The 26761-nt window shown below is 64.9% G+C and carries 26 protein-coding genes and 3 tRNA genes; 13 read left to right on the top strand and 16 right to left on the bottom strand.

Features of this window, described 5'->3' with window-relative positions; all coding sequences use genetic code 11:
- The 3 genes from A5740_RS17415 (at position 1) to A5740_RS17405 (ending at position 1275) form a co-directional block, all read left to right on the top strand.
- Positions 1-918 (top strand): DUF3566 domain-containing protein, encoded by a 918-nt coding sequence (locus A5740_RS17415; protein ID WP_076195918.1) that lies wholly within the window; start codon positions 1-3, stop codon positions 916-918.
- A gap of 56 nt (positions 919-974) precedes the next feature.
- Positions 975-1048, top strand: a tRNA-Ile gene (locus tag A5740_RS17410).
- A gap of 154 nt (positions 1049-1202) precedes the next feature.
- A tRNA-Ala gene (locus A5740_RS17405) sits at positions 1203-1275 on the top strand.
- A gap of 210 nt (positions 1276-1485) precedes the next feature.
- Here the strand turns inward: A5740_RS17405 and A5740_RS17400 are convergent.
- Complete coding sequence (locus A5740_RS17400) at positions 1486-1683, bottom strand: hypothetical protein (RefSeq protein ID WP_076195916.1); 198 nt, start codon at positions 1681-1683, stop codon at positions 1486-1488.
- A 453-nt stretch (positions 1684-2136) separates the two neighbouring features.
- Here A5740_RS17400 and A5740_RS17390 point away from each other — a divergent pair, with 453 nt between their 5' ends.
- The 3 genes from A5740_RS17390 to A5740_RS17380 all read left to right on the top strand — a co-directional run bounded on the left by A5740_RS17390 (position 2137) and on the right by A5740_RS17380 (position 3894).
- Positions 2137-2340 (top strand): hypothetical protein, encoded by a 204-nt coding sequence (locus A5740_RS17390; protein WP_076195912.1) that lies wholly within the window; start codon positions 2137-2139, stop codon positions 2338-2340.
- A 211-nt stretch (positions 2341-2551) separates the two neighbouring features.
- Positions 2552-3418 carry a DUF2510 domain-containing protein gene (locus A5740_RS28935; protein ID WP_076195910.1) on the top strand — a complete coding sequence of 289 codons (867 nt, stop codon included), beginning with the start codon at positions 2552-2554 and terminating at the stop codon, positions 3416-3418.
- Positions 3419-3552: 134 nt separating this feature from the next.
- Complete coding sequence (locus A5740_RS17380) at positions 3553-3894, top strand: hypothetical protein (RefSeq protein WP_139335185.1); 342 nt, start codon at positions 3553-3555, stop codon at positions 3892-3894.
- A gap of 296 nt (positions 3895-4190) precedes the next feature.
- Here A5740_RS17380 and A5740_RS17375 read toward each other — a convergent pair whose 3' ends face one another.
- The 3 genes from A5740_RS17375 to A5740_RS29410 all read right to left on the bottom strand — a co-directional run bounded on the left by A5740_RS17375 (position 4191) and on the right by A5740_RS29410 (position 5748).
- Positions 4191-4667: a hypothetical protein gene (locus tag A5740_RS17375; RefSeq protein WP_076195906.1), complete on the bottom strand. Its 477-nt coding sequence runs from the start codon at positions 4665-4667 to the stop codon at positions 4191-4193.
- A complete protein-coding gene (locus A5740_RS17370) occupies positions 4664-5380 on the bottom strand; it encodes a DUF3800 domain-containing protein (protein WP_076196033.1) in 717 nt (238 codons plus the stop codon). Before A5740_RS17370 ends, A5740_RS17375 begins: the two co-directional genes overlap by 4 nt.
- Positions 5381-5550: 170 nt before the next feature.
- Complete coding sequence (locus A5740_RS29410; RefSeq protein ID WP_371454765.1) at positions 5551-5748, bottom strand: hypothetical protein; 198 nt, start codon at positions 5746-5748, stop codon at positions 5551-5553.
- Between the two features lie 834 nt (positions 5749-6582).
- Here A5740_RS29410 and A5740_RS17360 point away from each other — a divergent pair.
- Entirely contained in the window at positions 6583-7173 is a 591-nt protein-coding gene (locus A5740_RS17360; protein WP_139335184.1) for a hypothetical protein, read from the top strand.
- A gap of 9 nt (positions 7174-7182) precedes the next feature.
- Here A5740_RS17360 and cwsA read toward each other — a convergent pair whose 3' ends face one another.
- Positions 7183-7575 carry a cell wall synthesis protein CwsA gene (gene cwsA, locus A5740_RS17355; protein WP_076195900.1) on the bottom strand — a complete coding sequence of 131 codons (393 nt, stop codon included), beginning with the start codon at positions 7573-7575 and terminating at the stop codon, positions 7183-7185.
- 101 nt (positions 7576-7676) lie between these two features.
- Here cwsA and A5740_RS17350 point away from each other — a divergent pair, with 101 nt between their 5' ends.
- Complete coding sequence (locus A5740_RS17350; protein ID WP_076195898.1) at positions 7677-8222, top strand: peptidylprolyl isomerase; 546 nt, start codon at positions 7677-7679, stop codon at positions 8220-8222.
- An 88-nt stretch (positions 8223-8310) separates the two neighbouring features.
- On the opposite strand, the gene A5740_RS17345 is transcribed toward A5740_RS17350, so the two are convergent.
- Both A5740_RS17345 and crgA read right to left on the bottom strand, forming a co-directional pair.
- On the bottom strand, positions 8311-8727 hold the full coding sequence (locus A5740_RS17345; RefSeq protein ID WP_076195896.1) for a PH domain-containing protein: 417 nt from the start codon (positions 8725-8727) through the stop codon (positions 8311-8313).
- 155 nt (positions 8728-8882) lie between these two features.
- Complete coding sequence (gene crgA / locus A5740_RS17340) at positions 8883-9167, bottom strand: cell division protein CrgA (RefSeq protein WP_076195894.1); 285 nt, start codon at positions 9165-9167, stop codon at positions 8883-8885.
- A gap of 94 nt (positions 9168-9261) precedes the next feature.
- Between crgA and A5740_RS17335 the strand changes: the two genes are divergently transcribed.
- Both A5740_RS17335 and A5740_RS17330 read left to right on the top strand, forming a co-directional pair.
- Positions 9262-10011, top strand: coding sequence for a DUF881 domain-containing protein (locus A5740_RS17335; protein WP_076195892.1), 750 nt, complete (start codon positions 9262-9264; stop codon positions 10009-10011).
- 17 nt (positions 10012-10028) lie between these two features.
- Positions 10029-10703 carry an aminodeoxychorismate/anthranilate synthase component II gene (locus tag A5740_RS17330; protein ID WP_076195889.1) on the top strand — a complete coding sequence of 225 codons (675 nt, stop codon included), beginning with the start codon at positions 10029-10031 and terminating at the stop codon, positions 10701-10703.
- Here the strand turns inward: A5740_RS17330 and pknB are convergent.
- The 7 genes from pknB to A5740_RS17295 all read right to left on the bottom strand — a co-directional run bounded on the left by pknB (position 10681) and on the right by A5740_RS17295 (position 20387).
- On the bottom strand, positions 10681-12552 hold the full coding sequence (gene pknB / locus A5740_RS17325; protein ID WP_076195887.1) for a Stk1 family PASTA domain-containing Ser/Thr kinase: 1872 nt from the start codon (positions 12550-12552) through the stop codon (positions 10681-10683). The two genes, A5740_RS17330 and pknB, sit on opposite strands and share 23 nt — an antisense overlap.
- Positions 12549-13826 (bottom strand): protein kinase, encoded by a 1278-nt coding sequence (locus A5740_RS17320; protein ID WP_076195885.1) that lies wholly within the window; start codon positions 13824-13826, stop codon positions 12549-12551. Before A5740_RS17320 ends, pknB begins: the two co-directional genes overlap by 4 nt.
- 55 nt (positions 13827-13881) lie before the next feature.
- A complete protein-coding gene (gene pbpA / locus A5740_RS17315) occupies positions 13882-15357 on the bottom strand; it encodes a D,D-transpeptidase PbpA (RefSeq protein ID WP_076195883.1) in 1476 nt (491 codons plus the stop codon).
- Complete coding sequence (locus A5740_RS17310; protein ID WP_076195881.1) at positions 15354-16769, bottom strand: FtsW/RodA/SpoVE family cell cycle protein; 1416 nt, start codon at positions 16767-16769, stop codon at positions 15354-15356. The genes pbpA and A5740_RS17310 overlap by 4 nt, the downstream gene beginning before the upstream one ends.
- Complete coding sequence (locus A5740_RS17305) at positions 16766-18283, bottom strand: PP2C family serine/threonine-protein phosphatase (protein WP_076195879.1); 1518 nt, start codon at positions 18281-18283, stop codon at positions 16766-16768. The genes A5740_RS17310 and A5740_RS17305 overlap by 4 nt, the downstream gene beginning before the upstream one ends.
- Before the next feature lie 31 nt (positions 18284-18314).
- Complete coding sequence (locus A5740_RS17300; protein ID WP_029110475.1) at positions 18315-18782, bottom strand: FHA domain-containing protein; 468 nt, start codon at positions 18780-18782, stop codon at positions 18315-18317.
- 132 nt (positions 18783-18914) lie between these two features.
- Complete coding sequence (locus A5740_RS17295) at positions 18915-20387, bottom strand: FhaA domain-containing protein (RefSeq protein WP_076195877.1); 1473 nt, start codon at positions 20385-20387, stop codon at positions 18915-18917.
- A 274-nt stretch (positions 20388-20661) separates the two neighbouring features.
- Between A5740_RS17295 and A5740_RS17290 the strand changes: the two genes are divergently transcribed.
- Positions 20662-20744, top strand: a tRNA-Leu gene (locus A5740_RS17290).
- 254 nt (positions 20745-20998) lie between these two features.
- Here the strand turns inward: A5740_RS17290 and A5740_RS17285 are convergent.
- Positions 20999-21490: a hypothetical protein gene (locus tag A5740_RS17285; protein WP_076195875.1), complete on the bottom strand. Its 492-nt coding sequence runs from the start codon at positions 21488-21490 to the stop codon at positions 20999-21001.
- Between the two features lie 193 nt (positions 21491-21683).
- Complete coding sequence (locus A5740_RS17280; protein ID WP_139335182.1) at positions 21684-22796, bottom strand: acyltransferase; 1113 nt, start codon at positions 22794-22796, stop codon at positions 21684-21686.
- 666 nt (positions 22797-23462) lie between these two features.
- Here A5740_RS17280 and A5740_RS17275 point away from each other — a divergent pair.
- A complete protein-coding gene (locus tag A5740_RS17275) occupies positions 23463-23882 on the top strand; it encodes an MmpS family protein (protein WP_076195872.1) in 420 nt (139 codons plus the stop codon).
- A gap of 10 nt (positions 23883-23892) precedes the next feature.
- A complete protein-coding gene (locus A5740_RS17270) occupies positions 23893-26760 on the top strand; it encodes an RND family transporter (protein WP_076195870.1) in 2868 nt (955 codons plus the stop codon).
- Position 26761: the final 1 nt, after the last annotated feature.

Raw genomic sequence — 26761 nt, 5'->3', positions numbered from 1 at the left:
GTGACTTCACCGAGCGAGCCGGGTTTCCCGCGAGGGGGCGACCGGCCGGGCAGCTCCAACGGTTCTGGTGCCGGGGCCGAGGGCGGCCCGAGTGGGAAGAAGACGGCGGGTGCGTCGGCCCGGGCGGCCGGCGGACAGATCACCGAGACGGGTGAGGCCCCGCCGTGGCAGCGCGGTACCGCCCGGGCCCCGCAACCGTCCTCCGACCAGCGCGAGACGCGCGACGAGAATGCTCGTTCGGCAGGGGTGCACTCCCCTGGGGTGGAAGCCCGGCTGCAGCGTTTCGTCGCCGGCACTGAGTCACAGGAGACCGAGCAGCAAGGCCGTCCGACCCGTCCGGCCCCGGCAGCCCCGTCGGCGCCGCGTAACGAGCCCCGAAACGAGCCGCGCAATGAGCAGGTGCGGCCCGAGGCGTACGCCAGCGAGTTGCCCGATCTGTCCGGCCCTGCGCCCCGGCCGTCGCAGCGGAAGGCGTCTGGCGACGCGGCCGCGCCCCGGCCGTCGAACACCCCGACCACCCGCATTCAGGTGGCCAACCGCACCCAGCATCAGGGTCCGGTCCGGGCCAGCATGCAGATCCGCCGGGTGGACCCGTGGACTGTGCTGAAGGTCTCACTGGTGTTGTCGGTGGTGATGTTCTTCGTGTGGATGATCGCGGTGGCGTTCCTCTATCTGGTGCTCGGCGCGATGGGTGTGTGGAGCAAGCTCAACAGCAATGTCGGTGACCTGTTGACCAGCGCCAGCGGTGCCTCAGGTGGCGAATTGGTCTCCAGCGGAACGATCTTCGGTGGTGCCGCTCTGGTCGGCCTGGTCAACATCGTGGTGTTGTGCGCGATGGCGACCATCGGTGCCTTCATCTACAACCTGACCACCGATCTGGTGGGCGGGGTCGAGGTCACCCTGGCCGACAGGGATTGATTTGGGAGTCTGCGCCCCGGTGCGGTAATCTCTGCGCTCGGTCGATCCCAATTTTCGGGCCTATAGCTCAGGCGGTTAGAGCGCTTCGCTGATAACGAAGAGGTCGGAGGTTCGAGTCCTCCTAGGCCCACGACACCCGGTGTAACCGGTGATCACCGAGAGGTTGCGCCCATGCGGTTTCTTCTTCTGGCCGGCGTCGCAGCCGCCGCGGTGGTCGTCTGGCGATCACGACACGGTGAAGAGATTTGGCACGAGGCGGACGTCGAGCCGTCCGGGCTGGATACGGGGCCTTAGCTCAGTTGGTAGAGCGCTGCCTTTGCAAGGCAGATGTCAGGAGTTCGAATCTCCTAGGCTCCACAATAAGATCAGCAGGTCAGGCCCTTCCGGTCTGGCCTGCTTTTGCGTTAAGCGGCGTCCGTGCCCACACTTTGCCCACAATCACGAGTCAACAGCTGATTGAGGGCGATACCAACAGCCTCAACATCCACCCACGTCATCCCGCTGCCCCCGGGAGCAGAACCCGACCAAGTGGGTCGGCGGCCAGCGTGACGTGTACGCCCAGGTTGGCTACGTCGCGGTGAGCTCCGATCTGCTCAGCTGCTCAGCTGCCCAGCGGTCACGGTCGTGGCCGAACAGCACGCAGATGGCCGCCTCAGCTTGTGTCGACATCATGCTCGACGTCGCGATGGCAGCGTTGCCGGCGACAGCTTCCTCGCCAGTATCTACGGCATGGGCGCCGAAGTCATCAACGGTGTGATCGACCAAGCGGCGTCCGCCGCATCGTCGGCTGCGGGAATGGCAGCCTCGCGAAGCATGGTGTGGAGTACGGCGCTCAGATGCTCAGCATTCTCACTGACTCCATCATCGAACAGGCCACCCCGTCCGGCGCCCCGGGGCTGCTCACCACCGACCCGACCGGGTTCATGCCGCAGCAGTTGATCTCGGGGGCGTTGTCTGGGGCTGTGGGGCAGATGTTCCAGGGGCAGCAAGGCGCGCAGCAGCCCGCCCAGCCGCACAACGGCACAGGCGCCGCACCCGGCCTGACCCAGCCCCGCCGGCCCACCGCCAGGGCTCGGCCAGGGGATCGGGAACGCCGCACCAGCACCGGCGAACCAGCAGCACACACTCGACTCCCTCAAACGTCTCGGCATCTACGACCAAGGCGGCTGGCTCCCGTCCGGCGGGTTGGCGATGAACCTGACTAGGCGCCAGGAGCCCATGCCCGTCTTCAATCACGAACAATGGGGCAACCTCTCCGCGATAGCCAACACCCCTGCCGCTGACCCCATCGGCGACTCGGGTTCGACCTACGACTTCAGCACCCGCATCGAGAGCGTCACCGTCAAGGACGTCCAAGAACTGGAACGCAAGTTGAAGGACCGGCAGGCACTTCAGTCGATGCGGCACCGCGGCCGCTTCTGACCGGGCAAACCGCGTCATCCCAGCAGCGAAATCTAACGTTCCTGCGAACGAGACGCCCGATTGAACCCACGATTAGCTCGTCCTCGGCGTAAATTGTTGCCACTGAGGTGACAGCCATCAATCGGGGGGATTGAACAGCAGAAATGAGTCACTCGCGAATCATCCAACGCCGCATCCGGGTCGGTGCTGTAGTTGCGGCAGCGGTGGCGGCATGACAAATCCCTCAGGCTGGTACCCCGACCCGTTGGGCGGCCAGGGTGCTCGCTACTGGGATGGCACCCAGTGGGATGGCGCAATCCAGCCGGAGCCCCAGGAGTTCCCCGAGGCCACGCCGCCGGTAGAGAAGCCCCGACGGAACTGGCCGGTGTGGACAGGGCTCGCCGCTACCGCCGCGATTGCTGTCGGCTCAGCGGCATTCGTTATTACCCGGTCGCCTTCGGAAGCCCCGCAAGCTACGCCGACGGTCGTACCGACCTCTACCGCGGCAAGCCCGACACCGGCCCCGGCGGAAGCGATCGCGAGCGAAGTGAAGACGGCGATGCAACGGAACCTGGACGATGACGAGGATCTCGAAGACCTGACCGTTATCGAGGTGCTACTGGTTCACAAATCCGGCAACGAATACAAGGGCATCGCGACCGTGAAAGCGACGGACGATACCGAGCATGACGTTCCAGTCGACGTCACCGCGGACGACGAGAACGTGCTGTGGGAAACCCCGCCCGGAGCGTTCGCGTTCGCAGAGGAAAGTCGGCCCTCTCCGTCCGCGCCGCCGCCGGCACCACGACTACCACCACCCCCGCCGCCGGTCTTGAGCCCGGGTGAACTCGAGAGTTTCAGGCTGTGCCCGTCCGGCCTGACGGGCGTCGCCTCCGCCGAAACCAGCTGCGCCTTCGCCGACAACGTCCGCAGATCCTGGTACGGCCAACCCGGCGCCATCGTCACGGCCTACAGCCCAGTCACGGGCAGGCTCTACACAATGCGCTGCGCCGCAGCCGACACGGACGCGTGGCCGACGTCGCAACGCTGCACGGGAACCAATCCACAAGGCGACCCACTGATCGTCTACATAAGCTAGGCGTGCCGGAAGCTGCAAACCGGAGCCTGAAGGTGGACACGACGCTGGGCATCGAGGCGCGCGTGGCGCGGGAGATCTGCGACATCCGAGCAGCTCAATCGTGTAGCCGACCCTGGACAGATAGCCTTTATGAGGTGAGTGACGCCAGCGATGAACTGCCTAATGATGACCTGCTCGCTGAAATGGTCCATGGGACTGATCTCAACGTCCCACTCGATGTCGAGGAAGTTGGGCCTTGGACACACACGGAAGAGGGAGAGGAATATCGTGAACTCAGGTTCTCCCCTTTGTATGCGCACCCCTGGGGTGCTGGCACCGCGGCACTGATTGGCCGGCAAGGGCGAAACGGACGTGTCATCTACAGCATCGAAGTCAACGTCACCGCCGAACTCTCGACCGACGAAGCCGCTCTGTTGAAGTCCGCCCTGGACGACCTGATCGAGAACGTAAACCAAAACAACAAGTGGCTTGGGTAGCTCTGAGGCAGGTCCGAGCGGAACGGATTGCGCCCGCAGCGGTGTTTGCTGCTTAACAGTCGTCAATTGGGCGCCCAAAGCACGTCTGAACTGCGAGGATGTTGTGTTTGTCGGTCCTGGTGGTTAGGCTCGCAGCGCTCGCTCTTCAAAATAGGCGCGAGCCTAACCACCAGGAACCAGCCTGTGAGCAGCGGCCGTTGCCACGTCTGACACGGGCTGATACTCTTGAATCGAGTTCAGTACCCAGCGGTATCTGAACCTATCGAGGCTTCGGACGCTGAGCCCGCGTATGCGAATCAGCGTCCACTTCTCGTTTGGGCCAACTCATGCATGCAGATCGCTTGGTCCCACAGGGGTGCTTTTCGGATCTTGCCGATGCTGTTGTCTGCCACGTAGCACGTCACGAACTTGCCCTTGAGAAACCCCTTCTGAGTTAGCCCCAAGCGAATCACGACTACGAAGTCATCGACTGCGACTGTCACGCACTTTGAGTGGTGGTGGCTTTTACTGTCCTTGTCCCACCCGGCCCTGCGTTCGATCGTCGAGTCCGCCAGCGCTGTGGCGATATCGTCCATCCGCTCGGCCCGCTGAAGGGAAAAGGCGTCCTTGAACCCGTCGCGCTGAGTGCTCTCGAAGAAGGCATGGTCAAAATTGTGGGCCGCGAAGTACACCGGAGCAGTACCGACCGCTAACCGAAACGTCTGAGGAGATCGAGTGTAAGTTGCGACGAAGTGCGCGCGGTAAGCGGTCTCATCAGGCAGATGAAGAGTCACTCGCGACTTCCTTGCAGACTGATATTGAAGATGTTGAATTTTCGCTCGGACTGATACGTAGGCCCAATATGGCGACCGGTGCGAAGCTCGACGTCCTTCACGAGGGCCATTTTCGCGGGGGATGAACCGGAGCTGCCGTTGGCCCGCCACTGCGTTGCACCGATCAGTACGTCGCATAGTTGGACAGCCACAACTTGGTGCGAATTCACAGATTGCAGCGTCTTAATCTCGGCGGCTCGATTGGCGTTCTGGAGCACCTGTTTCAGAACGGATAAGCGCTTAGGGTCACGGTTCACCTTGTCGTCACAGAAGACTGTGTACGTGGCGCCAGGAACGATCCAGTGAGTCAAAAGCTGGTAGTAGAACTTGTAGAAGCCTAATTCAGCGTCCGCTGCGTGAAACCTGTCAAGATCAAGCTGGGAAGCGTCAACGACGATGGCGCGGAATCGCAGTTCGTCGCAAGCGAAGAAGTACTCGACCAAAGCCTGGTAGAAGGCCAGTTTCGAAGGTGAGACTTTATTCCACTTGAACTCTCCCCATACTCCGTGCGCAGCCCGAAGCGCCGTGATATCCCGTTTGAAGGTGTCTCGGTAGTCGGCCGGCATCCAAAGGGACCCGATGATCGCGCGCCCTGATCGGCGGCCCGCCGTTACGAATAGTTCCGGCCTGCTCTCGTCGCAATAGATCTCAAACCGCTGCCCCGTTGTACTCATGAACACAGCGGTCCGTAGAAGGCACGCGCCACAATCGCTGCCTTGAACTCCCCACTAGACCACCCCGGGTGCCAAGTCATGCGAATACTTTTACACGAAAGTGGACGGTATAACCGTCACGACACACGGGCGTGCCGCAAATTGCATTGGCATGTAGCGATGGCTGGAAGTCAGTTCGCGGGACGGTCAACAATCTCTGCGAGGACACTTGCCCGTATTAGTTCCGACACGCTCACCCCCCGCCGCTTCGCAGCAGCAGACAGGGCGTCACGTTCCGCAGGCAACATTCTGAGAGCTACTAACGCGGTCCGCTGACGCTGTTCAGACTTCGGCGAACGTCTTGGTGAGGCCTGCAGCGCCTTCGTCATTTCACTCCCAGCGAATTTCACGACTGTCATTTGGCGGTTATCTGAGAGACTACTTGAGTTCCGACGGTTTGACCGTCAACTGACTGGGATTTGACAGGTGTGGCGGAGTGCAAGCGAAACCGAGCTACTCCGTGAGAGACGTTGCGGAGCTGTCGCGGGAGAGCGAGTCGACGGTAAGGCGTCTAATTCGGGATGGCCGCCTGGTCCGCATGCCGGGTTCGAATCCCTGTCAGTTGACGGCAGAATCGGTGCTCGCGTATCTGAAGGAGCGTGTAGCGGATGGTCCGCAGCTTCCGGAAGGCATTCAGGAGACTGCCGATCATAGAGCTAACACGTTCGGCCTTTTCGTGGAGAGCCCCGACCAGGGGGCGGCCGCGCAGTCGTTGAGGGAGCTAGAAGCCGAGGCCACGCGTTTGAGAGAAGAAAACGAGCGCCTCCGAAGCACAGTATTGGCCCTACGACATACAGTCTCAATCCTTCTGGACGACCTGGGGTCGTACACGGCCCCGAAGATTCCGAACAGTTGACCACTCACTGACCACAATTTGACCACAGTTACAGATGACTACCGTGATCCACGGTGATCTGTTTTGGCACGTGATTGCTATTCACAACCGCTGAGCAGCAACATGGTTCGCCTTTGCAAGGCAGATGTCAGGAGTTCGAATCTCCTAGGCTCCACAAGATTTGACGGCGGTTCCGGTGTGCGCACCGGGGCCGCTTTTTCGTGTGTGGCGCGTGCTGCGCAACGGCCCTCAGCGGTTGGGTGACCGGTAAGCTGCCGCTGTCGGCCAGCGGGGGGAAGTGAGAACTTTGGTGATACGTGCATTTGTCGTGGGCATTGCCGTCTTGACGGTTGCCGGTTGTGGATCGGAGAGCGCTCCGGAGGCGACGTCGAGTTCGCCCGCCTCCTCGGTGGCGCCGGTCAGTGCCGAACAGCAGATCCGCGACCTGGTCGCTCAGGAAGGAAAGGCGTTGGCCGGGTTCGATTTCAACCGGTTGGCCGAGCTGACCTGTGTGCAATACCGCGACGCGGTACGAAATCAAGTGGATACGTTCTTTCCGCCGATCAGCGCGGCCGGCGCCCCCGGAGAACTGGCCGGCGCCCCCGTCGACCTGCTGCGGAGTGGGTTCAAACGGCAGCACCCTACGGCATCGGACGCCACCATCAACAAATTGGTCGACGCGTTGATCCGATACGACGAGCCGGCGTACAAGGCGGCGAACCTTGAGCTTCTTCGGCAGACGTCGAAGGCCACGATCGACAAGGTGGAGAACATCAAGGTCACCGGTGACAAGGCGACCGCCGACCTCACCACGACATGGGTGTTCGGCGTGAACCCACCGGCGACGGCCACGCAGCCCAACGCTTTCGTCAAGGAAAACGGTCAGTGGCTGGATTGCCAGCCGCCGACCGCGCAGTAGCCCGCCCGGTCAGGGTTTCGGGCTGACCTCGACGCTGGGCGGCAGCGGTGAGGGCTCGGGCCGCATGGAGCGCCGCACGATCGAGAATGTCACTGCCCCACCGGCCAGCACGGCGGCGGCGACGCCGGCGATCACCAGGGGGCGGCGACGCCGCTTGGGTGGTGCGGCGGCTTCCTGGATCACCTCCGGCAGCGCGGCCACGGCTTCGGCGGCGGCGGCGAGCTGACGACGCAGCTTGCCGGACTCATAGCGCTTACGGAGCCCGGCCGCGGCGGCGGACACGGTGTTGGCGCTGATTCCCGCCACCCCGCGCGTCACGTCGACGGGCCCGAGCGTGCTGTATTTCAAGCCGCGGGCCAGCCGCTGATGGGGGGCCAACCGGATATCCACGTTCGCGGTCATGGGGCACCTTTCTGGGCTCGTGTCTGGGCTGGGCTCCACATTGCCATCTCCACGCCGGTGTGGGGGCGTTGGCGGGGTATCTGACGGTCGCCAGGCTCGGGATGGCAGACTGGCTTCTTGTGACGAGCCCCATTCAGACCGCGACGGCGACACTGCACACCAACCGCGGCGACATCAAGATCGCACTGTTCGGAAACCACGCTCCCAAGACCGTGGCCAACTTCGTCGGTTTGGCGCAGGGCACCAAGGACTACAGCACCGAGAATGCCTCCGGCGGCACGTCCGGTCCGTTCTACGACGGCGCGGTCTTCCACCGGGTCATCGACGGCTTCATGATCCAGGGCGGCGACCCGACCGGCACCGGCCGCGGTGGGCCCGGCTACAAGTTCGAGGACGAGTTCCACCCCGAGCTGCAGTTCGACAAGCCCTACCTGCTGGCCATGGCCAATGCCGGACCGGGCACCAACGGTTCGCAGTTCTTCATCACCGTCGGGCAGACCCCGCACCTGAACCGCAAGCACACCATCTTCGGCGAGGTCGTGGATCCCGAGTCGCAGAAGGTGGTCGACGCGATCGCCTCCACCGCCACCGACCGCTCCGACCGACCGAGCGAGCCGGTGGTCATCGAATCGGTGACCGTGGCATAAAGCTGCGCCTCCCGCACGGACAAACGCGCGACGCCCCCGGTAGCCGGGGGCGTCGTGTTGTGTGAGGGGCTTTTTTACGCGGTCACGTTCACGGGGTCGCGAAACCGGCCTCGGTGAGCGCGTCGAGCACGTGAAGCGGGTCGGTCCCGAGATCCCACCGCGTCAGGACCACCAGCCGGTCATCGACCGTGTCGATCTCCAACAGCCGGACCTTGCGGCCGATGCGGCGGAACTCCGTGATGCGGACCTTCCGGATGTCATCGCGGCGGTAGTTCCGGTCGCGCCACCACCCGGCGACGGTGAGACTGTCTTGATTGATTGCCAGTTTCGGCCGTGCCCGCCACGACATGGTTGCGAAGGTGAGCAATCCCACCGCAGCAATGCCGGCAAGAACACGTCCGGGCGGGTCTGTGATCACGGTCACAGCTGCGATAGCCATCGCCAACCCGGCTAAGCCGCAACCAGCGACTCCAGCAGCCGGTGGGCTCCAATGAGTTTGCTGCACGGGTTGTTCACACCCTCTTACCGCGCCTAATGGAGTTATCCACAGGTGCTATCCCCAATGGGGATGAATCACAACGATGTGATTGAGCATCGTCGACGTTGCTGGTTCGGTAACGCTGAAAACGTAAGATGAATTCATTAGGGTGTCGTTCCGGGTCAGCGCCAGCGCATCGTGAGCAACAGCCCGCTGATCATGAAGGCAAACGCGATCGCGTAGTTCCACGGACCCAGGTCAGCCATCCATTGCAGAAACGACGGCGTGTCCACCGGGTTGGTGGCGGCCAGCTGGAACACCAGCAGCCACAACAGACCGAACAACATGAGGCCGATGAACAGCGCGACGAACCACACACTCGACGGCCCGGCTTTCACCTTGACCGGGGTCCGGCTCACCGGCTTGATGGTGAAATCGTTCTTTTTGCGGACTTTGGACTTGGGCATGGGTACCTTCGCGGACAGTCGGCGTCACACGGTGCGACGATGAGGCAGGATGCCTCACGAGCCTAACGTAGCTGCACGTCGGAAAGAGACAGCGATGGACCAACCTGATCGGTCCCCGTGGCGCTATGGCGTACCGGTGGTCTGCCTGTGCGCCGGCCTGCTGCTGGCGGCCACTCACGGCGTCTCCGGCGGGGATGAGATCCGCCGCAGCGATTCTCCCCGGCTCGTCGACCTGGTCCGCGAGGCACAGCAGTCCGTGGACCGGCTGACCGCCCAGCGCGATTCACTGTCCACCGAGATCGACAGCCATCACGGTGGGTCCCCCAGCTCGCACGCGGCGCTCGCCGCGATCACGAAACGTTCCGCCGAGTTGGCCGTGGACGCCGGAGTGGTGCCCGTGCGGGGGCCCGGCCTGGTGGTCACCCTCAACGACGCCCAGCGCGACGCCGAGGGCCGTTTCCCCCGCGATGCCGCCCCCGACGACCTGGTGGTGCACCAGCAGGACATCCAGGCGGTGCTCAATGCGTTGTGGAGCGCCGGCGCCGAGGGCATCCAGATGCAGGACCAGCGCATCATCGCCACCTCGGCCCCACGCTGCGTCGGCAACACCTTGCTGCTCAACGGCCGCACATACAGCCCGCCCTACGTCATCACCGCGGTCGGCGACGTCCCGGCGATGCAGGCCGCGCTGGCCGGCGCACCTCTGGTGAACCTCTACAAGCAGTACGTGGTGCGGTTCGGGCTCGGCTATCTGGAGGAACCCCGTGCCGAGGTCGAGCTCACCGGCCACACCGAGCCGCTGCGCATGCGGTACGCGAAACCCGCGGGACCTGTCGGCTATTAACCCGGTAACCTGGGCCGATGCAGGTTCTGGTCGTCGACAACTATGACAGCTTCGTGTTCAACCTGGTCCAGTACCTGGGCCAGCTCGGGGTGGACGCGCAGGTCTGGCGTAACGACGACCAACGGTTGGCCACCGAAGCCGACCTCGCCAAGGTGGCCGCCGATTTCGACGGCGTGCTGCTGAGCCCCGGGCCGGGTACCCCCGAACGCGCCGGTGCCACGATTCCCCTGGTACGGGCGTGCGCCGCGGCCGCCACTCCCCTACTCGGGGTCTGCCTCGGCCACCAGGCCATCGGCGTGGCATTCGGTGCCACGGTCGACCGGGCCCCCGAGTTGTTGCACGGCAAGACCAGCGTCGTGCACCACGACGATGCCGGGGTGCTCACAGGATTGCCGGATCCGTTCACCGCGACCCGCTACCACTCGTTGACGATCCTGCCCGAGACGGTGCCGGCCGAGCTCGAGGTCATCGGGCAGACCGACAGCGGCGTGATCATGGCCGTGCGTCACCGTGAGCTGCCGATCCACGGGGTGCAGTTCCACCCGGAGTCGATCCTCACCGAGGGCGGGCACCGCATGCTGGCCAATTGGCTGGGGGTCTGCGGTGCCGCGCCCGCCGAGCAGCTGGTGGCCTCCCTCGAAGCCGAGGTGGCCCGCGCCGTGGCCGCGGCTACGACGCGAAGCTCAGCGTGATCCGCGCATCCCGGCTCACCCCGGTGCCCGGGGCCGGGTTCTGGGTGACCACCGCGTTGGTGCGCTGACCGCTGTCGCGCACGTCCGGGCCCTTGTCCAGCACCCCGGTCCAACCCAGCGCGGTCAGCCGCGGGTAGACGTCGTCCCAGAACTGCCCGACCAGGTTGGGCATCACGAACTGGTTGCCCTTGGACACATGGATCTGGATCGGGGTGTCCTTGGGCACTGAGGTACCGGCGGTCGGCTCGGTGTCGACCACCTGACCGGCGGGCGCGGTGTGGTCGATATCGATGACGACGGTGTTGGTGAAGCCCGACGCGGTCAGGATCTGCTTGCACACGTCCGCGCTCTGCCCCTTGCAGTCGGGCACCGCGGTGTCCTCCGGCCCCGAACCCACCACGAGCGTCACCTCGTAGATGACCCCGGCGGTCTGGTTCGCCGGCGGGTTGGTGGCCAGCACGCGGCCCTTCTGTTCGGGTGTCGACGGACTCGCGGACTCCTTGACCTTCTCGAAACCGGCGTCCTTGAGCTTCTGCCGGGCCTGCGAGGGGGTCAGGCCGGCGACATCGGGGATCACCCGCTGCTCGGGCCCGGCGGAGACGTTGACGGTGATCTCGTCGCCCGCCGCCGCCATGCTGTTGGCCGACGGATCGGTACCGATCACGTATTCCGGCGGCACCTTGTTGTCGGTCTTGGGCTCGGTACGCGTCTTGAAGCCCCGGTTCTGCAGCGCGGCAATGGCATCCGCCGAACGCTGACCGCTGACATCGGGCACCTGTACGTCGCGGGGTGCGCCGTCGAACATGTTGATCGCGACGGTCACCACCACGGTCAGCACCGCCAGCACGGCCACCGCGATCAGCCACCGCGCCACCGAGGCATTGCGGTCCGCGGGGCGGGGCACCACGAGGTTCTGCGTGGGCGCGCCGCCGGGGTGGGTCAGCATCGGCCCCGAGTTCAGCATCGAGGTGCGCTCGGATTCGGTGAGCACCTTCGGGGCCTCGGGGGCCTCACCGCTGTGCACCCGGATCAGGTCCGTACGCATCTCGGCCGCCGTCTGGTACCGGTTGTCGGGGTTCTTGGCCAGGGCCTTGAGCACCACGGCGTCGAGCTCGGGAGAGATGCCGGTGTGCCGATGCGACGGCGGGACCGGATCCTCACGGACATGTTGGTATGCCACCGCGACCGGCGAATCACCGATGAAAGGTGGCTCGCCGGTGAGGATCTCGTAGAGGACACAGCCCAGCGAGTACACGTCGGAGCGGGCGTCGACGGTCTCCCCGCGGGCCTGCTCCGGCGAGAGGTACTGGGCGGTGCCGATCACCGCGGCGGTCTGGGTGACGCTGTTGCCGGTGTCGGCCAGGGCGCGGGCGATACCGAAGTCCATCACCTTCACAGCGTTGTTCTTGCTGATCATGATGTTGGCCGGCTTGACGTCGCGGTGCACGATGCCGTGCTGATGGCTGAAGTTCAGTGCCTGGCAGGCGTCGGCGATGATCTCGATGGCGCGACGCGGCGGGATCGGGCCCTCGCTGTGCACGATGTCGCGCAGGGTCACGCCGTCGACGTACTCCATGACGATGTAGGGCAGCGGTCCGTTCGGGGTCTCGGCCTCACCCGTGTCGTACACCGCCACGATCGCGGGATGGTTCAGCGCCGCGGCGTTCTGCGCTTCGCGGCGGAACCGCAGGTAAAAACTGGGGTCCCGGGCCAGATCGGCGCGCAGGACCTTGACGGCGACGTCGCGGTGCAGCCGCGTGTCGCGCGCGATGTGAACTTCGGACATACCACCGAAGCCGAGGATTTCACCGAGCTCATATCGGTCGGAGAGGTGCTGAGGCGTCGTCATCGCAGTATCTGTTCTGGTGCCTTGGGGACACCCTGAGCGAGCGCCCCCGCGTCGCTGGGCATGATCACGTGGAAAGCCAGATCCGGCAGCGCTGCCGGGGTCTGGTAGGGCGTCGTCTCGGTCACCGTGTCGGTGACCGTGGGCGGCGGCGACTGCTGTTGATCCTTGCGGTCCTGCGCGTTGAGCACGATCAGGATCGCGATGACGATGGCCAGCGCGCCGAGCACGCCGGCTGCCCACAGCAGGGCCCGCTGCCCCGACGAGAACGTGCGCCGCGGCGGTGGCGCCGGGCGGTGGGCGGCGGTGGTCGGCCGGGCCCGGGTGGCCGTCATCGGCGTCCGGCCGGTCAGATCGGCCGCGGCGCGGGCCTGGGCGGCCGAGGGCACGGCAGCCGGAGCCGCACGGCCCAACGTCGGAGCCTGGTTGGGACGGGGAGGTCGACGCCCCGAGCGCACCGCGGCGACCGCGTCGGCGAACGGACCGCCGGACTTGTAGCGCATGCCGGGGTTCTTCACCAGGGTGATCTCGATCAGCTCGCGCACGTTGGGCGGCAGATCAGCCGGCAGTGGCGGTGGGGTTTCCTTGATGTGCTTCATCGCCACCGTCAGCGCACCATCGCCGGTGAACGGCCGCTTACCCGAAACCGATTCGTAGCCAACCACTCCCAGCGAATACACATCGCTGGCCGCGGTGGCGTCATGGCCCAGGGCCTGCTCGGGGGCGATGTATTGGGCGGTGCCCATCACCATGCCGGTCTGGGTGACCGGGGCGGCGTCGACGGCCTTGGCGATGCCGAAGTCGGTCAGCTTCACCTGGCCGGTCGGGGTGATCAGGATGTTGCCGGGCTTGACGTCGCGGTGCACCAGGCCGGCGGTGTGCGCCACCTGCAGGGCGCGGCCGGTCTGCTCGAGCATGTCCAGGGCATGACGCAACGACAACCGGCCGGTGCGCTTGATCACCGAGTTCAACGGCTCGCCGTTGATCAACTCCATGACCAGGTAGGCGGTGCGGCCCTCGCCGTCCAGTTCGGTCTCGCCGTAGTCGTACACGCTGGCGATGCCGGGGTGGTTGAGCATGGCCACGGTGCGGGCCTCGGCCCGGAACCGCTCGACGAACTCGGCATCGGTGGAGAACTCCGCCTTGAGCACCTTGACCGCGACGCGGCGGCCCAACCGTGAGTCGACGGCCTCCCAGACCTGACCCATACCGCCGGTGGCGATCAGCCGCTGCAGCCGGTACCGCCCGGACAGCGTGACTCCGACGCGGGGGCTCATTGCTCGCCTCGCTTCGTTCGCCTCAGGCGGCCCATTGCTCGCCTCGCTCGCGGACTCATGAACCCTCCCGCAGCGCCGCCGCAATCGTGGCGCGTCCGATCGGGGCGGCGAGTGCGCCGCCGGTGGCCGACAACCGGTCCCCGCCGTCCTCGATCAACACCGAGACCGCGACCTTGGGGTCGGAGGCCGGTGCGAATGCGATGTACCAGGCATGCGGCGGAGTGTTACGGGGGTCCGTCCCGTGCTCTGCCGTACCGGTCTTCGAAGCGATCTGCACGCCGGCGATGGCTCCCTTCTGCTGAGTCACCTGCTCGGCGGCGACCATCAAGTCCGTAAGTGTAGCTGCGACCTGGGGTGACACTGCCCGGCGCTCTTCGGCGGGCGCCGTGGTGGCGATCGTGGTCAGGTCGGGTCCTTTGAGGCTATCCACAAGATACGGGCGCATCGCGATCCCGTCATTGGCGATGGTGGCGGCGACCTGCGCGTTCTGCAGCGGAGTCAGGGCCACATCACGCTGCCCGATGCTGGACATGCCGAGCGCGGCTCCGTCGGCGATGGGACCCGTGGTGGACTCGGCCACCTGCAGTGGGATCGGTGGCGGAGGCTCGTCCAGACCGAAGGCCTGGGCGGTGGTCTTGAGTTTGTCGGCGCCGGTGTTCAGTCCCAGTTCGACGAATGCGGTGTTGCACGATCTGGCGAATGCCTCGCGCAACGTCGCGGTCGGGCCGGCGCCGCAGGACGAGCCGGCGAAGTTCTCCAGCGTGGCGGTGCTGTCGGGCAGCGGAATCCGCGGTGCCGCGGTGAGCTGGGTGTCGGGCGTGGCCCCGGACTGCAGCGCGGCCGCGGTGGTGATCACCTTGAACGTCGAGCCCGGCGGGTAGGTCTCGGAGATCGCACGGTTGAGCAGCGGCGACTGTTCGTTGTCGCGCAGCTGCTGCCAGGTCTGAGTCTGAGCGGCGAGATCGTGGGTGGCCAGCAGGTTGGGGTCATATGACGGAGCCGACGCCATGGCGAGGATCTTGCCGGTCGAAGGCTCCAGTGCCACCACCGAGCCCTTGCAGGGGCCGTCACAGCCTTTCTGCAGTGCATCCCACGCGGCCTGCTGTACCTCGGGCTTGATCGTGGTGTCGACGTTGCCGCCGCGGGGGTCGCGGCCGGTGAAAAAATCGGCCAGGCGGCGGCCGAACAGCCGCTCGTCGGAGCCGTTGAGAATCGTGTCCTCGGCGCGTTCCAGGCCGGTGCTGGAGTAACCCAGCGAGTAGAACCCGGTCACCGGGGCGTACACCTCGGGGTTCGGGTAGACGCGTAGGAAGCGGAACCGTCCGTCGGTGGCCACCGAGTAGGCCAGCAGCTGTCCGCCCGCGGTGATCTGGCCGCGTTGACGCGAATATTCGTCGAGCAGCACCCGCTGATTGCGCGGGTCGGCCCGCAACCCGTCGGCGGTGAACACCTGGGTGATCGTGGCGTTGGCCAGCAGCAGCACGATCAGCACCATGATCGTGACTGCCACCCGGCGCAGGGAGGTGTTCATACCTTCTCGATCACCTCGGTACTGGCCGCGGCGATCGGGGTGGGGTTCGGCGCCGGGGTGGTGGTGATCGGCCGACGGGCCGCATGGGAGATGCGGACCAGGATGGCCAGCAGGATGTAGTTGGCCAGCAGCGAGGATCCGCCGTAGGACATCCACGGCGTCGTCAACCCGGTCAGCGGAATCAGTTTGGTGACACCGCCCACGACGATGAACAGTTGGATCGCCAGGGTGGCGGCCAGGCCGGCGGCCAGCAGCTTGCCGAAGCTGTCGCGGACGGCGATCGCGGTGCGCATACCGCGGATGATGAAGATGGTGTAGAGCATGAGAACGCCTGCGAGCCCGACCAATCCGAGCTCCTCGCCGATCGCGGCGATGATGAAGTCGGTCGCCGCGGCGGGCACGGTGCCGGGCTGGCCGTTGCCGAGGCCGGTGCCGAAGATCCCGCCGGTGGCGAAACTGAACAGCGACTGCACCATCTGATAGCCGGCGCCCTCAGGGTCGGCGAACGGGTCGAGCCAGGTTTCCACCCGCACCCGGACATGGCCGAAAACCTGGTATGCCACAACGCTTCCCGCTGCGAAGAGGGCCAGTCCGATGACCACCCAGCTGAGCCGCTCGGTGGCCACATAGACCAGCACCAGAAACGACGCGTACAGCAAAAGTGAAGTGCCCAAATCCTTTTCGAACACCATCACGCCCACCGAAGCCGCCCATGCCAGCAGCAACGGAGCCAGGTCGCGGGGCCGCGGCAGATCCAAGCCGAGAAAATGCTTGCCGGCGCTGGTGAACAGGTCTCGCTTGGCCACCAACACCGCGGCGAAGAAGATGAGCAGCAGGATCTTGGAGAACTCGGCGGGCTGAATCGAGAAGCCGGGGAACTGGATCCAGATCTTTGCGCCGTACTGTTCGGAGTACCTCGCCGGTAGCAGCGCCGGAATCACCAGCAGCACAAGGCCCGTCAGCGCGCAGATGTACCCGTATCGAGCCAGCATGCGGTGGTCGGCCAGCACTGCCACCACGGCCGAGAACCCGATCACGCCGACCAGGGTCCACATCATCTGCTGATTGGCGGTGCCACCCAGATCGTCCGAGGTCAACTCACCTTTGGCCAGGTCCAGCCGGTGGATCATCACCAGGCCGAGCCCGTTGAGCAGCGCCACCACGGGCAGCAGCAGCGGGTCGGCATAGGGCGTGAAACGTCGGATCGCCAGGTGGGCAGCGCCCATCAGCGCGGCGAACGTGATGACGTAGCGCACCAGATCCCAGCTCAGGCCCTGTTCCTGGTTGGCCTCGACGATCAGTAGCGCGACGGTGGTGATCAGGGTCGCGAACCCCAGAAGCAGCAGTTCCGCATTGCGCCGATTCGGTAGCGGCGGCATGACGGTAACCGGCGACTGGGGTTGAGTTGTCATGACACGGCTCGGCAGTTCGTCCCTGGTTCGGGCGGTGGCGGAGGCAGTGCGGTGACGGTCGGCGACGGCGTCGGTGCGGGCAGCGGGGCGCCCGACGTCGGCGCCGCAGGTGCGCCCGTCTGCGGCGCGGGTGACTCCGGAGCCGGTGACTCGGCACTCGGGACCGGCCCCGGTGCGGGCGTCGTGGTCGGAGTGGGACCAGGCGCCGGCGCGGGTGACGGCTTGGATGTCGTGGTGGCGGTGCGCGGTGCGCAGACCGGCAGCACCGAACTACGCGCCAGCGAGCTGATCTGTTCGAACGCGTCGTCCAGGGAACCGCCGGGCAGGCCGGCCACGACCTGAGCGCGCTCGGACGGACGCATGTCGTCGACCGCCATCAACCGGCAGTCACGGCGGTCCTGATTTTCGTCGGCGCCGATCAGCGACAGTTCGTTGCGGTCGTTGAGGCAGCCCAGCCGGTAGGGCTCCTGCAGCGACACCCCGAGAAAGGAGCCTTGTACGCCGCGCATGATCGACACCGTGCCGTCGTGGGCGGCGACGTAATAGTTGTTGCGGATGATCTCCCGGCCGATCGCCAACCCGGCCAGGATCACCAGCACGAGGAGCACCGCGGCGATCAGGATCCGGCGCCGCGAGCGGGGCCTGCGGTCGGGCTCGGCCGGCTGGGGAACCACACGCTTCGGTTCGTTGCGCCGGGGATTGAAGGCCGAGGCCCGCCCGGCCGCCGTGTCCGGTGGGGCGCTCTGATCGTCATCCCCGGACACCGCACCGGCCAGGATCGGCTGGGTCTGCCCGTAGTCGTAATCGACGACGTCGGCGACCACCACGGTCACGTTGTCCGGGCCGCCACCGCGCAGGGCCAACTCGATCAACCGGTCGGCGCTCTCGGCGACGTCCTCGATCTGCAGGGCCTCGTGGATGGTCTCTTGGCTGACCGGATCGGACAGTCCGTCCGAACACAGCAGGTAACGGTCGCCGGCCTTGGCCTCGCGCATGATCAACGTCGGCTCGACCTCGTGTCCGGTCAGCGCCCGCATGATCAGCGAGCGCTGCGGATGACTGTGGGCCTCCTCGGCGGTGATGCGGCCCTCGTCGACCAGCGTCTGGACGAACGTGTCGTCCTTCGTGATCTGGGTCAATTCACCGTCGCGTAGCAGGTAGCCGCGGGAATCACCGATGTGGACCAGGCCCAGCCGGTTGCCGGCGAACAGGATCGCGGTGAGCGTCGTGCCCATCCCGTCGAGTTCCGGGTCGGCTTCCACATGTGCCGCGATCGCGGAGTTGCCCTGACCGACGGCGACATCGAGCTTGTTGAGCAGGTCCCCACCGGGTTCGTCGTCGTCGAGGTGCGCGAGCGCGGCGATGACCAATTGAGAGGCCACCTCGCCGGCGGCATGGCCACCCATGCCGTCGGCCAATGCCAACAGTCGAGCCCCGGCGTACACCGAGTCTTCGTTGTTGGCGCGAACCAGCCCGCGATCACTGCGCGCTGCATATCGGAGAACGAGGGTCATAGTGTTCCTCGTGCTCCCCGCGCGTGCGCGATCACGGGCGCAACTCGATTACCGTCTTGCCGATTCGAACCGGCGTTCCGATGGAAACCCTTACCGCTGTTGTCACCTTCGCCCTGTCAAGGTATGTGCCGTTGGTCGATCCTAGGTCCTCGACGTACCACTCCGAACCTCGTGGTGAGAGCCGGGCGTGGCGCGTCGACGCGTAATCATCGGTGAGCACCAGAGTGGAGTCGTCGGCACGGCCGATCAGCACCGGTTGGGCACCCAAGGTGATGCGGGTGCCGGCCAGTGCGCCTTCGGTGACCACCAGTTGCCGCGCGATGTGGCGCCGGTCCCGACTCGGCAGCAAGGAACCGCGAAGGGCCAGACCCCGGCGCACCATCACCGCGCCGGTCGGCGCATAGATATCGGTCCGCAGGATACGCAGCACCGACCAGATGAACAGCCACAACAGCAGGAGGAAACCGACGCGCGTCAGTTGCAGCACTAACCCCTGCATCTGACGTCCTCTCCGTATCCGCCCCACTGGCAACGCTGCGCTACCGTCGGCAACGTCACGATACTTGGACGGCGATAGCCGTGAGGGCGAAGCGGGGTGCTTGCCACTCCGGTGTGTCCGGTTCTCAGACGCTCAGTGCACGCGCACGATGATCTCGGAATGGCCCAGCCGGATCACGTCGCCGTCGGCCAGCTGCCACTCCTGCACAGGTGCGTTGTTCACCGTGGTGCCATTGGTGGAGTTGAGATCTGACAGCAACGCGACCTGCCCATCCCACCGGATCTCCAGGTGCCGCCGCGACACGCCGGTGTCGGGGAGCCGGAACTGGGCGTCCTGACCGCGGCCGATCACGTTGGCGCCCTCACGCAGCTGGTAGGTGCGGCCACTGCCGTCGTCGAGCTGAAGGGTGACGGTGGCACCGCCGGCGGCATAGTCGCCACCGCCGTATCCCCCGCCGTAACCGCCCTGCCCGGCCGGTGCGCCGTAATCACCGCCGCCGCCGTATCCGGCCGGCTCGCCATATCCCGGCTCGGCGCCGTAGCCCTGCTCGGGGTAACCGCCCTGCTGGGGTTCGGCGTAGCCGCGGCCGTAGTCCTGCTGCGGCTGGCCGTAATCCTGACGTCCGTAGCCCTGGCCGCCGCCGTAGCCGCCGCCCTGCTCCGGATAGCCACCGCCCTGGTCGGGGTAGCCGCCGCCCTGGCGGGGATCCTGACGTCCGTAGTCGTACTCGGCGCCGCCGCCGTAACCGGGCTGACCGCCCGGCCCGGGCTGGCCGTAGCCGCCGCCGGGCTGGCCGCCGTAACCACGGTCATAGCCGCCCTGCTGGCCACCCGGCTGGCCGCCGTAGCCGGCCGGCGGGCGCTGCTGCTCGTAGGACTGCGGGGGCGCACCATAGCCACCCTGGTCCGGGTAGCCGCCTTGATCGGGGTAGCCGCCCTGATCCGGGTAACCACCCTGGTCGGGGTAGCCGCCGCGCTCGGGGTAACCGCCGCCGCGCTGCGGCGGGTAGCCGCCCTGGTCCTGCGGGGGGTAGCCGCCGCCCTGATCCGGTGGGTACTGGCCGCCGCGAGGATCGTCCTGGGGGTGCCCGTAGCGGTCGTCGTAATAGTCGTCGCCGGGGCGCCCCTGTCCCTGGCCGCCGCGGTAATTCGGGTTATCGGTCATAGGTGGTTCTCCTGATTCTGCGGTGAACGCATGGTCGCCTTCGGCTCGCGCGGATTCGCCAGCGGTCGAATCGGGGTTGACCGCGCCACGGGCGCGGAACTGTCCGGTGTGCAAATTCGGTGATTGTTCGAATCTGACGACCACATCACCATACGTTTGCCATCCCTGGTCACGGATGAATCCCCCCAGATGTTTGGCGAACGTGGTCGCGGTCAGGTCAGTATCGGCGCTCACCTTGTGATAGTCAGTGCCACTGAGCGTAATTACGTAGTCGTTCGGCGCCAAAACTTGTCCACCGGCCACCGTACGGGCTCGGGACTCGGCTTCCCGGCACAACGCCGTCTCTACTTCCTGCGGCACTATCGAGCCGCCGAAGACCCGGGCGAACGCATCGCCGACGGTGGACTCGAGTTTGCGTTCGATGCGGTCGACAAGACCCATGTCACCGCCCGCCTTTACTCGTTGTCGTTCGCCGCCTCGGCACGGTCACCCGTGCTCCCGCGTGTCGCTCTGGCCACACTGCTCACAAGCATGGTATCGGCCAGGTACCCAAATGCGGGACCAACAGAACTCTGAGAATCAGATCGACGCTGGTCAGTGACCTGATCTAGATGAGGTTAAGGAGTTTCTGGGGATTCTCCGCGCCTCCGATCGGCGCTCTGATCGCACGGTTTGGGAACCGCGCGCCCGCAGTGTTACGCTGCCTCGGTCATTCGGGCGAGTGGCGGAATGGCAGACGCGCTGGCTTCAGGTGCCAGTGTCCTTCGGGACGTGGGGGTTCAAGTCCCCCTTCGCCCACAGAGAGCGGTTCTACGAGCCGCTGATACAAAGGCCGCGAACCACAAAAGGTTCGTGGCCTTTGTGCTTGACGGGGTTTGGTCGGGTCGATGGGCGGCGAGGATTCGGAGAAGTACGTGCGGATCCTCGCGGACGCGCCGTTCGCCCGCACGTTGGACTACGAGTCGACGTGTTCCCCGAAGCCGACGTTGCCCCGATCGTGTTGGCGCTGAATACGGTGCGGGTTCCGATGCCGGAGGGATTCTGGGCGCGGGCTAACCGGAGGTTAGGTCTTTTTTGATGTCCGTCGACGAGAACGCCGTCCCATCGGTCCGATGGTCGAAGGTGTCGCGGCATTCGGTGTACACGTCGATCATCACGTGAGCGCGTGGGGGTTTGTCCGTCTTGGGCGGCGGTATCACCCACACTGTGACGTCGAGCCCGTCGCGCGTGAACGCCGCAGCGTGTGAGTGATAGTCAGGATTGGTTTCCCAGCCGTGTTGCCGTAATCGATCGAGCACGGAGTCGGTGGTGACTTCGCGGGACCGGTCGGCCCCGGGCATCCACAGCTGCACATGGGAGTGGCCATTGAACGGTGGTGAGCCATTGATCCCACAGGGTTGATAACCGAACTTCGCTTCGGCCACTTCGCCACCGAGATCGGAAGTGATCTGCCGTGAGACATCAACGACCTGCCGGCGTGCCTCCTCGGGAGAAATGGGATTCAGCACGATGCCAGAACATCCCGCCAAAGCCAGCGGCGTCATCAGCGCCCCTGCTATTCGTACCCATGCCAGTCGCACCGGTCATTGCCCCGTTTCTCTCGGTCGTCACGGTCAACGGCGGTCCTTACGGCGACGGTGACGCGGGCTCATGCCCGCGACGTGCTCGTCGATCGCAGACGTCTGCGGGCACCGGCGGAGCATGTCGGGCGGGATCTCGCTCGATCTGATGAGATCCTCAGTGCCCCTGTACCTTCGACTCGGCAGCAGCGTCTGAACCCTCCTCGAGATACTGCGTCTCGGGTTCAGGCTTGCTTTGCAGGCGCCGTTTGAGCCGCATGGCGCGTTTCTCCACCAGGAACCAACTCGCCGCGGCCAGCGGGATGGTGGCTGCGGTGGCGACGATGAAGAACACGCCCGCCGGTAGTCGGTCCAGGCCGATGATCGCCAGCAGCTGTTGCATCGGCCACCCGTAGATGTACACGCCGTACGAAATGTCATTGCGCAACTGCAGCTGAGGGCGCTTTAGGAGCGCGCCCGACACCATGACCGCGTAGGCCAACGGCAATGCCGCGTAGACGCGGTAATTCGGTAAGAACCCGGCTGCCACAACAAGTCCCACGCACAAGGTGACCAGCCACCAGTTGGCCGGCAGCTTGTCGCGGAACTGGTACACGAGTGCGCCGGCGGCGAACACCAGAGCGAAGCGGGTCACCATCTGCGGGATGGTTTGGAAATCCTGTGTCGGATAGCCGGCCAGGGCGGCACCGATCAGCGAGATGACGAACGCTGCCGGAATCAGCCACCGCTTCTTCATCAGCCCGGTGACGCCCAGTACGGCGACTGCGGCATAGCAGATCAGTTCGAAGATCAACGTCCACAGCGTGCCGTCCCAGACCCCCGGCCACGGAACATCTTTCGGAGTGCCGTCGATCCCCACGTAGAAGACGTTCAGCAAGCCATTGTTGACCGCCCATAGAATCTGCGATGAGAACTTCAGCGGCTCACCATGTTGCACGAGCACGCCGATGGGGGCGATGACGAATGCCACCACCAGTACACAGACCCACAGGCCCGGAAGTATTCGGAGAAGCCGGGCAGCAAGATAATCGCGGAGATGCGGGTGGCGCATCCAACTCGACGTAATCAGGAACCCGGAAATCACGAAGAACCCGTCCACCCACACCTGGGTGAACAATTGGGTAAAGGGTCCGGTGATGTCCCGGCCGGTGAGCGGCCAGGAATGTTGCAACACCACCATGGCCGCGAAGATGAGCCGCCAGAAGTTCAGTGCATTACAGCGGGGGTCGTACACCGATGCGATCGTGCGCCTGCTGTGCGGTCCTTTCATGATCAATGAGAATGTCACGGCAAGCGGTATGGCCCTTTGCATTTCCCGAAAATTGCTTCACGTGGCGTTTCCATCGTCGGGGCTGTCGTCGGGGCTGTCGCCGGGGCCGTCGGCGGCGCGACACCCGGTCGGGCGTTGGCTCCTGCGCCGCCACGGACAGCCGCCGGCGCCAGCTGAAGTGGCCGGTGGAGAGCCCCCGAAGCGGCCCTCGCGGCGGCTTCGGCGATACCGATCAGTTTTCCCATAGATCTCTTAAGTCCCGGTGGTCCCGCGCCGGCTCGCCCGGACCCGGTCGCGAGACCAGGGTCACAGCAACGCACAACGGACCGGGTGAAACTTAGCCAGATTGCGAAAGATGCACAGAATCCGCAGGTTGCCTGCCTCGAACTATTCGTTCGAGCATTTTGCCGAAAACGCATAAGGCATATTTCGAGGAAATGAGCTTGCCTTTTGCATTGAAATTGGCTACCTAATTTACGGCTGCGCCGATCTGTCGCCGCTGGTTCCCTTCGCATATCGCCGCCGCGCAACGGCCTGATATGACGGAGAAGGCCATGGTTTACTCTTCAACGGACCTAGGGTGCGCCCCCTCAGGCCGTGCGTTATGCCACAGCGCACGCGCCGGGCGTGGGGGGCTAGTGGAGGAGATCTACGATTTTTAAGCTATTGCAGCGGTTGTGGATTCCGTTACTAGCGATTGTGGTGATTGCGGCGGCCGGATTCACCGTCTCGCGACTGCACGACATCTTTGGTTCCGATAAGCGCCCCACCTACGCTGACACCAAGGTTAATGACTCGAAACCATTCAACCCCAAGAAGTTGATTTATGAGGTTTACGGCGCGCCGGGAACTGTGGCCAGCATCAGCTATTTCGATGTGAACGCCGAACCGCAGTTCGTCAAGAATGTCAGCCTGCCGTGGTCCCTGGAATTCGATATCGCCAAGACCACCGCGGTGGGCAGCATCATGGCCCAGGGTGACAGCAATACGATCGGGTGTCGCATCACCGTCGATGGCGAGGTCAAGGCAGAGAAGACCTCGAACCAGGTGAATGCCTTCACTTCTTGCCTCCTGAAGGCTGCGTGAGCGGTTGACCATGGAAAACGAAGCGCACCGCAAGTCACGAATGGCGTCGTTCATTCGCAGTTTCTCCCCCCTGATCATCTTGGGGTGGGTGGCCATCACGGTGGTCATGACGGTGGCGATCCCGCCGCTGGAAGTGGTCGAACGGGACCATTCGGTGTCGTTGAGCCCTGCCGACGCCCCCGCGGTCAAAGCGATGACGCGCATGGGCGAGCTGTTCCAGGAGTCCAACTCCAGCAGCGTCGCGGTGATCGTCCTGGAGGGACAGGAACCGCTGGGTGACGCCGCGCACGCCTACTACGACGACCTGATCCGCCAGCTCAAGGCTGACACCGCCCATGTTCAGCACATTCAGGACTTCTGGGGCGATCCACTGACCGCCGGCGCCGCCCAGAGCGCCGACGGCAAAGCCGCCTACGTCCAGCTCAACCTGGTGGGCCGGTTCGGCCAGGCCGAGGCCAACGAAGCCGTCAAAGCGGTGCAGGACGTCATCAAGAACACCCAGGCGCCGCCCGGTGTCGACACCTATGTCACCGGGCCGGCCGCCATCGTCGCCGACATGGGCCAGAGCGGCAACAATACGGTCATCCTGATCACCCTGGTCAGCATCGGCGTCATCTTCCTGATGCTGCTCCTGTTGTACCGATCGATCCTGGTCGTCATCATCCTGCTGTTGACCGTCGGTATCGAACTGCAGGTGGCCCGCGGCCTGGTGGCCTTCCTCGGCATGCACGGCTGGGTCGGGCTGACCACCTACGTGGTGAACCTGCTGGTCTCCGTCGGTATCGCGGCCGGAACCGACTACGCCATCTTCTTCACCGGGCGTTACCAGGAGGCCCGTCAGGTCGGCGAAGACCGCGAGCAGGCTTACTACACCGCCTATCGCAGTGTCGCCAAGGTGGTGTTGGCCTCCGGTTTGACCATCGCCGGCGCGATCGCATGCCTGAGCTTCACCCGCCTCCCCTACTTCCAGCCCCTCGGTGTGCCGGGTGCCGTGGGCATCATCACCGCGGTCGCGGTGGCGCTGACGCTGGTGCCTGCCGCCATCGCGCTCGGCAGCCGGGTCGGGCTGTTCGATCCGAAACGGGCGGTCATCACCCGGCGCTGGCGGCGTATCGGGACGGCGATCGTGCGTTGGCCGGCACCCATTCTGTTGGCCACTCTGGCCATTGCCTTGATCGGCCTGTTGACCCTGCCCGGATACAACCCCAGCTACACCGATCAGAAATACATTCCGCAAGATATTCCGGCCAACCAGGGTTTCTCGGCGGCCGCCCGCCACTTTCCGGAGTCGAAAATGGCGACGCCCGACCTACTGCTGGTCGAAGCCGACCACGATATGCGGAATTCAACCGATCTGCTGGTGCTGAACAAATTGGCAAAAGCGGTGTTCGCCGTGCCCGGCATCGCGAATGTTCAGTCCATCACGCGGCCCGAGGGCACGCAGATCGAACATTCGTCGATCCCTTTCATGCTGAGCATGTCCAACGCCAGTCAGCGGTTGAGCCTGCCATTCCAGCGTGAGCGCATGGAAGACCTCCTCGAGCAGGCCGACGATATGTCCACGACCATCGCCCTCATGCAGCGCATGTACGAGTTGATGAAAGAGATGGTCGATACCACGCATGGCATGGTCGGCACCACTCATGATCTGCAGGGTGACATCAAAGAACTGCGCGATCACATGGCGGACTTCGAGGACTTCTGGCGACCACTGAAGAACTATCTGTATTGGGAGCCGCACTGCTACAACATTCCGCTGTGCTGGTCGATCAGGGCTATTTTCGACGGGCTCGACGGTATCGATGAAGTGACCGACAAAATGGGCGGTCTGGTCGATCAGCTCGATAAGTTGGACGTGCTCATGCCGCAGATGCTGGTGCAGTTCCCGACCATGATCGCGACGATGCAGAGCACCCGCACGATGATGCTGACGATGCACAGCACCATGTCCGGCATCTTCTCCCAGATGGACGACTCGAACGACAACGCGACGGCCATGGGTAAGGCGTTCGACGCCTCCAACAACGACGATTCGTTCTACCTACCGCCGGATGTGCTGGAAAACAAGGACTTCCAGCGGATCATGAAGATCTTCCTGTCCCCCGACGGGAAGGCGGCCCGCATGCTGATCACCCAGCGCGGGGATCCGGCGACACCCGAAGGCATTTCGCGCGTCGAGCCGATCCGCATCGCGGCCGAGGAGGCGCTCAAGGGCACTCCGCTGGAAAGCTCCAAGCTGTATCTGGCCGGCACCGCGGCCGGGGTGAAGGACCTCGTCGACGGCTCCAAGATCGACCTGATGATCGCCGGGGTGTCGGCCTTGGCGCTGATCTTCCTGATCATGGTGCTGATGACCCGAAGCTTCGTCGCCGCACTGGTGATCGTGGGAACGGTGGCGATGTCACTAGGTGCGTCGTTCGGCCTGTCCGTGCTGGTCTGGCAGTACTTCCTGGGCCTACAGATCCACTGGGTGGTGCTGGCGATGTCCGTCATCGTCTTGCTGGCGGTCGGATCGGACTACAACTTGCTGCTGGTCTCCCGGATGAAGGAGGAGATCCACGCAGGTATTCACACCGGCATCATCCGAGCGATGGCGGGCACCGGCAAGGTGGTGACGGCCGCAGGCCTGGTGTTCGCCGCGACGATGGCATCGATGATCGTCAGTGACCTGCTGACCATCGGGCAGGTGGGCACCACCATCGGTCTGGGCTTGCTCTTCGACACCCTGGTTGTGCGCGCGTTCATGACCCCGTCGATCGCCGCCCTGCTGGGCCGCTGGTTCTGGTGGCCGCAGCAGGTGCGCCCGCGTCCCGCCAGCGCCATGCTTCGGCCGACCGGACCGCGGCCGCTGGTGCGCTCGCTGCTGCTGAGGGATTAAC

Origin of the sequence: Mycobacterium sp. GA-1841 (assembly GCF_001954135.1) — a bacterium.
Classification (GTDB): domain Bacteria; phylum Actinomycetota; class Actinomycetes; order Mycobacteriales; family Mycobacteriaceae; genus Mycobacterium.
Note: the sequence above shows the minus strand (reverse complement) of the source record. Positions and strands in the feature narration are given on the sequence as shown.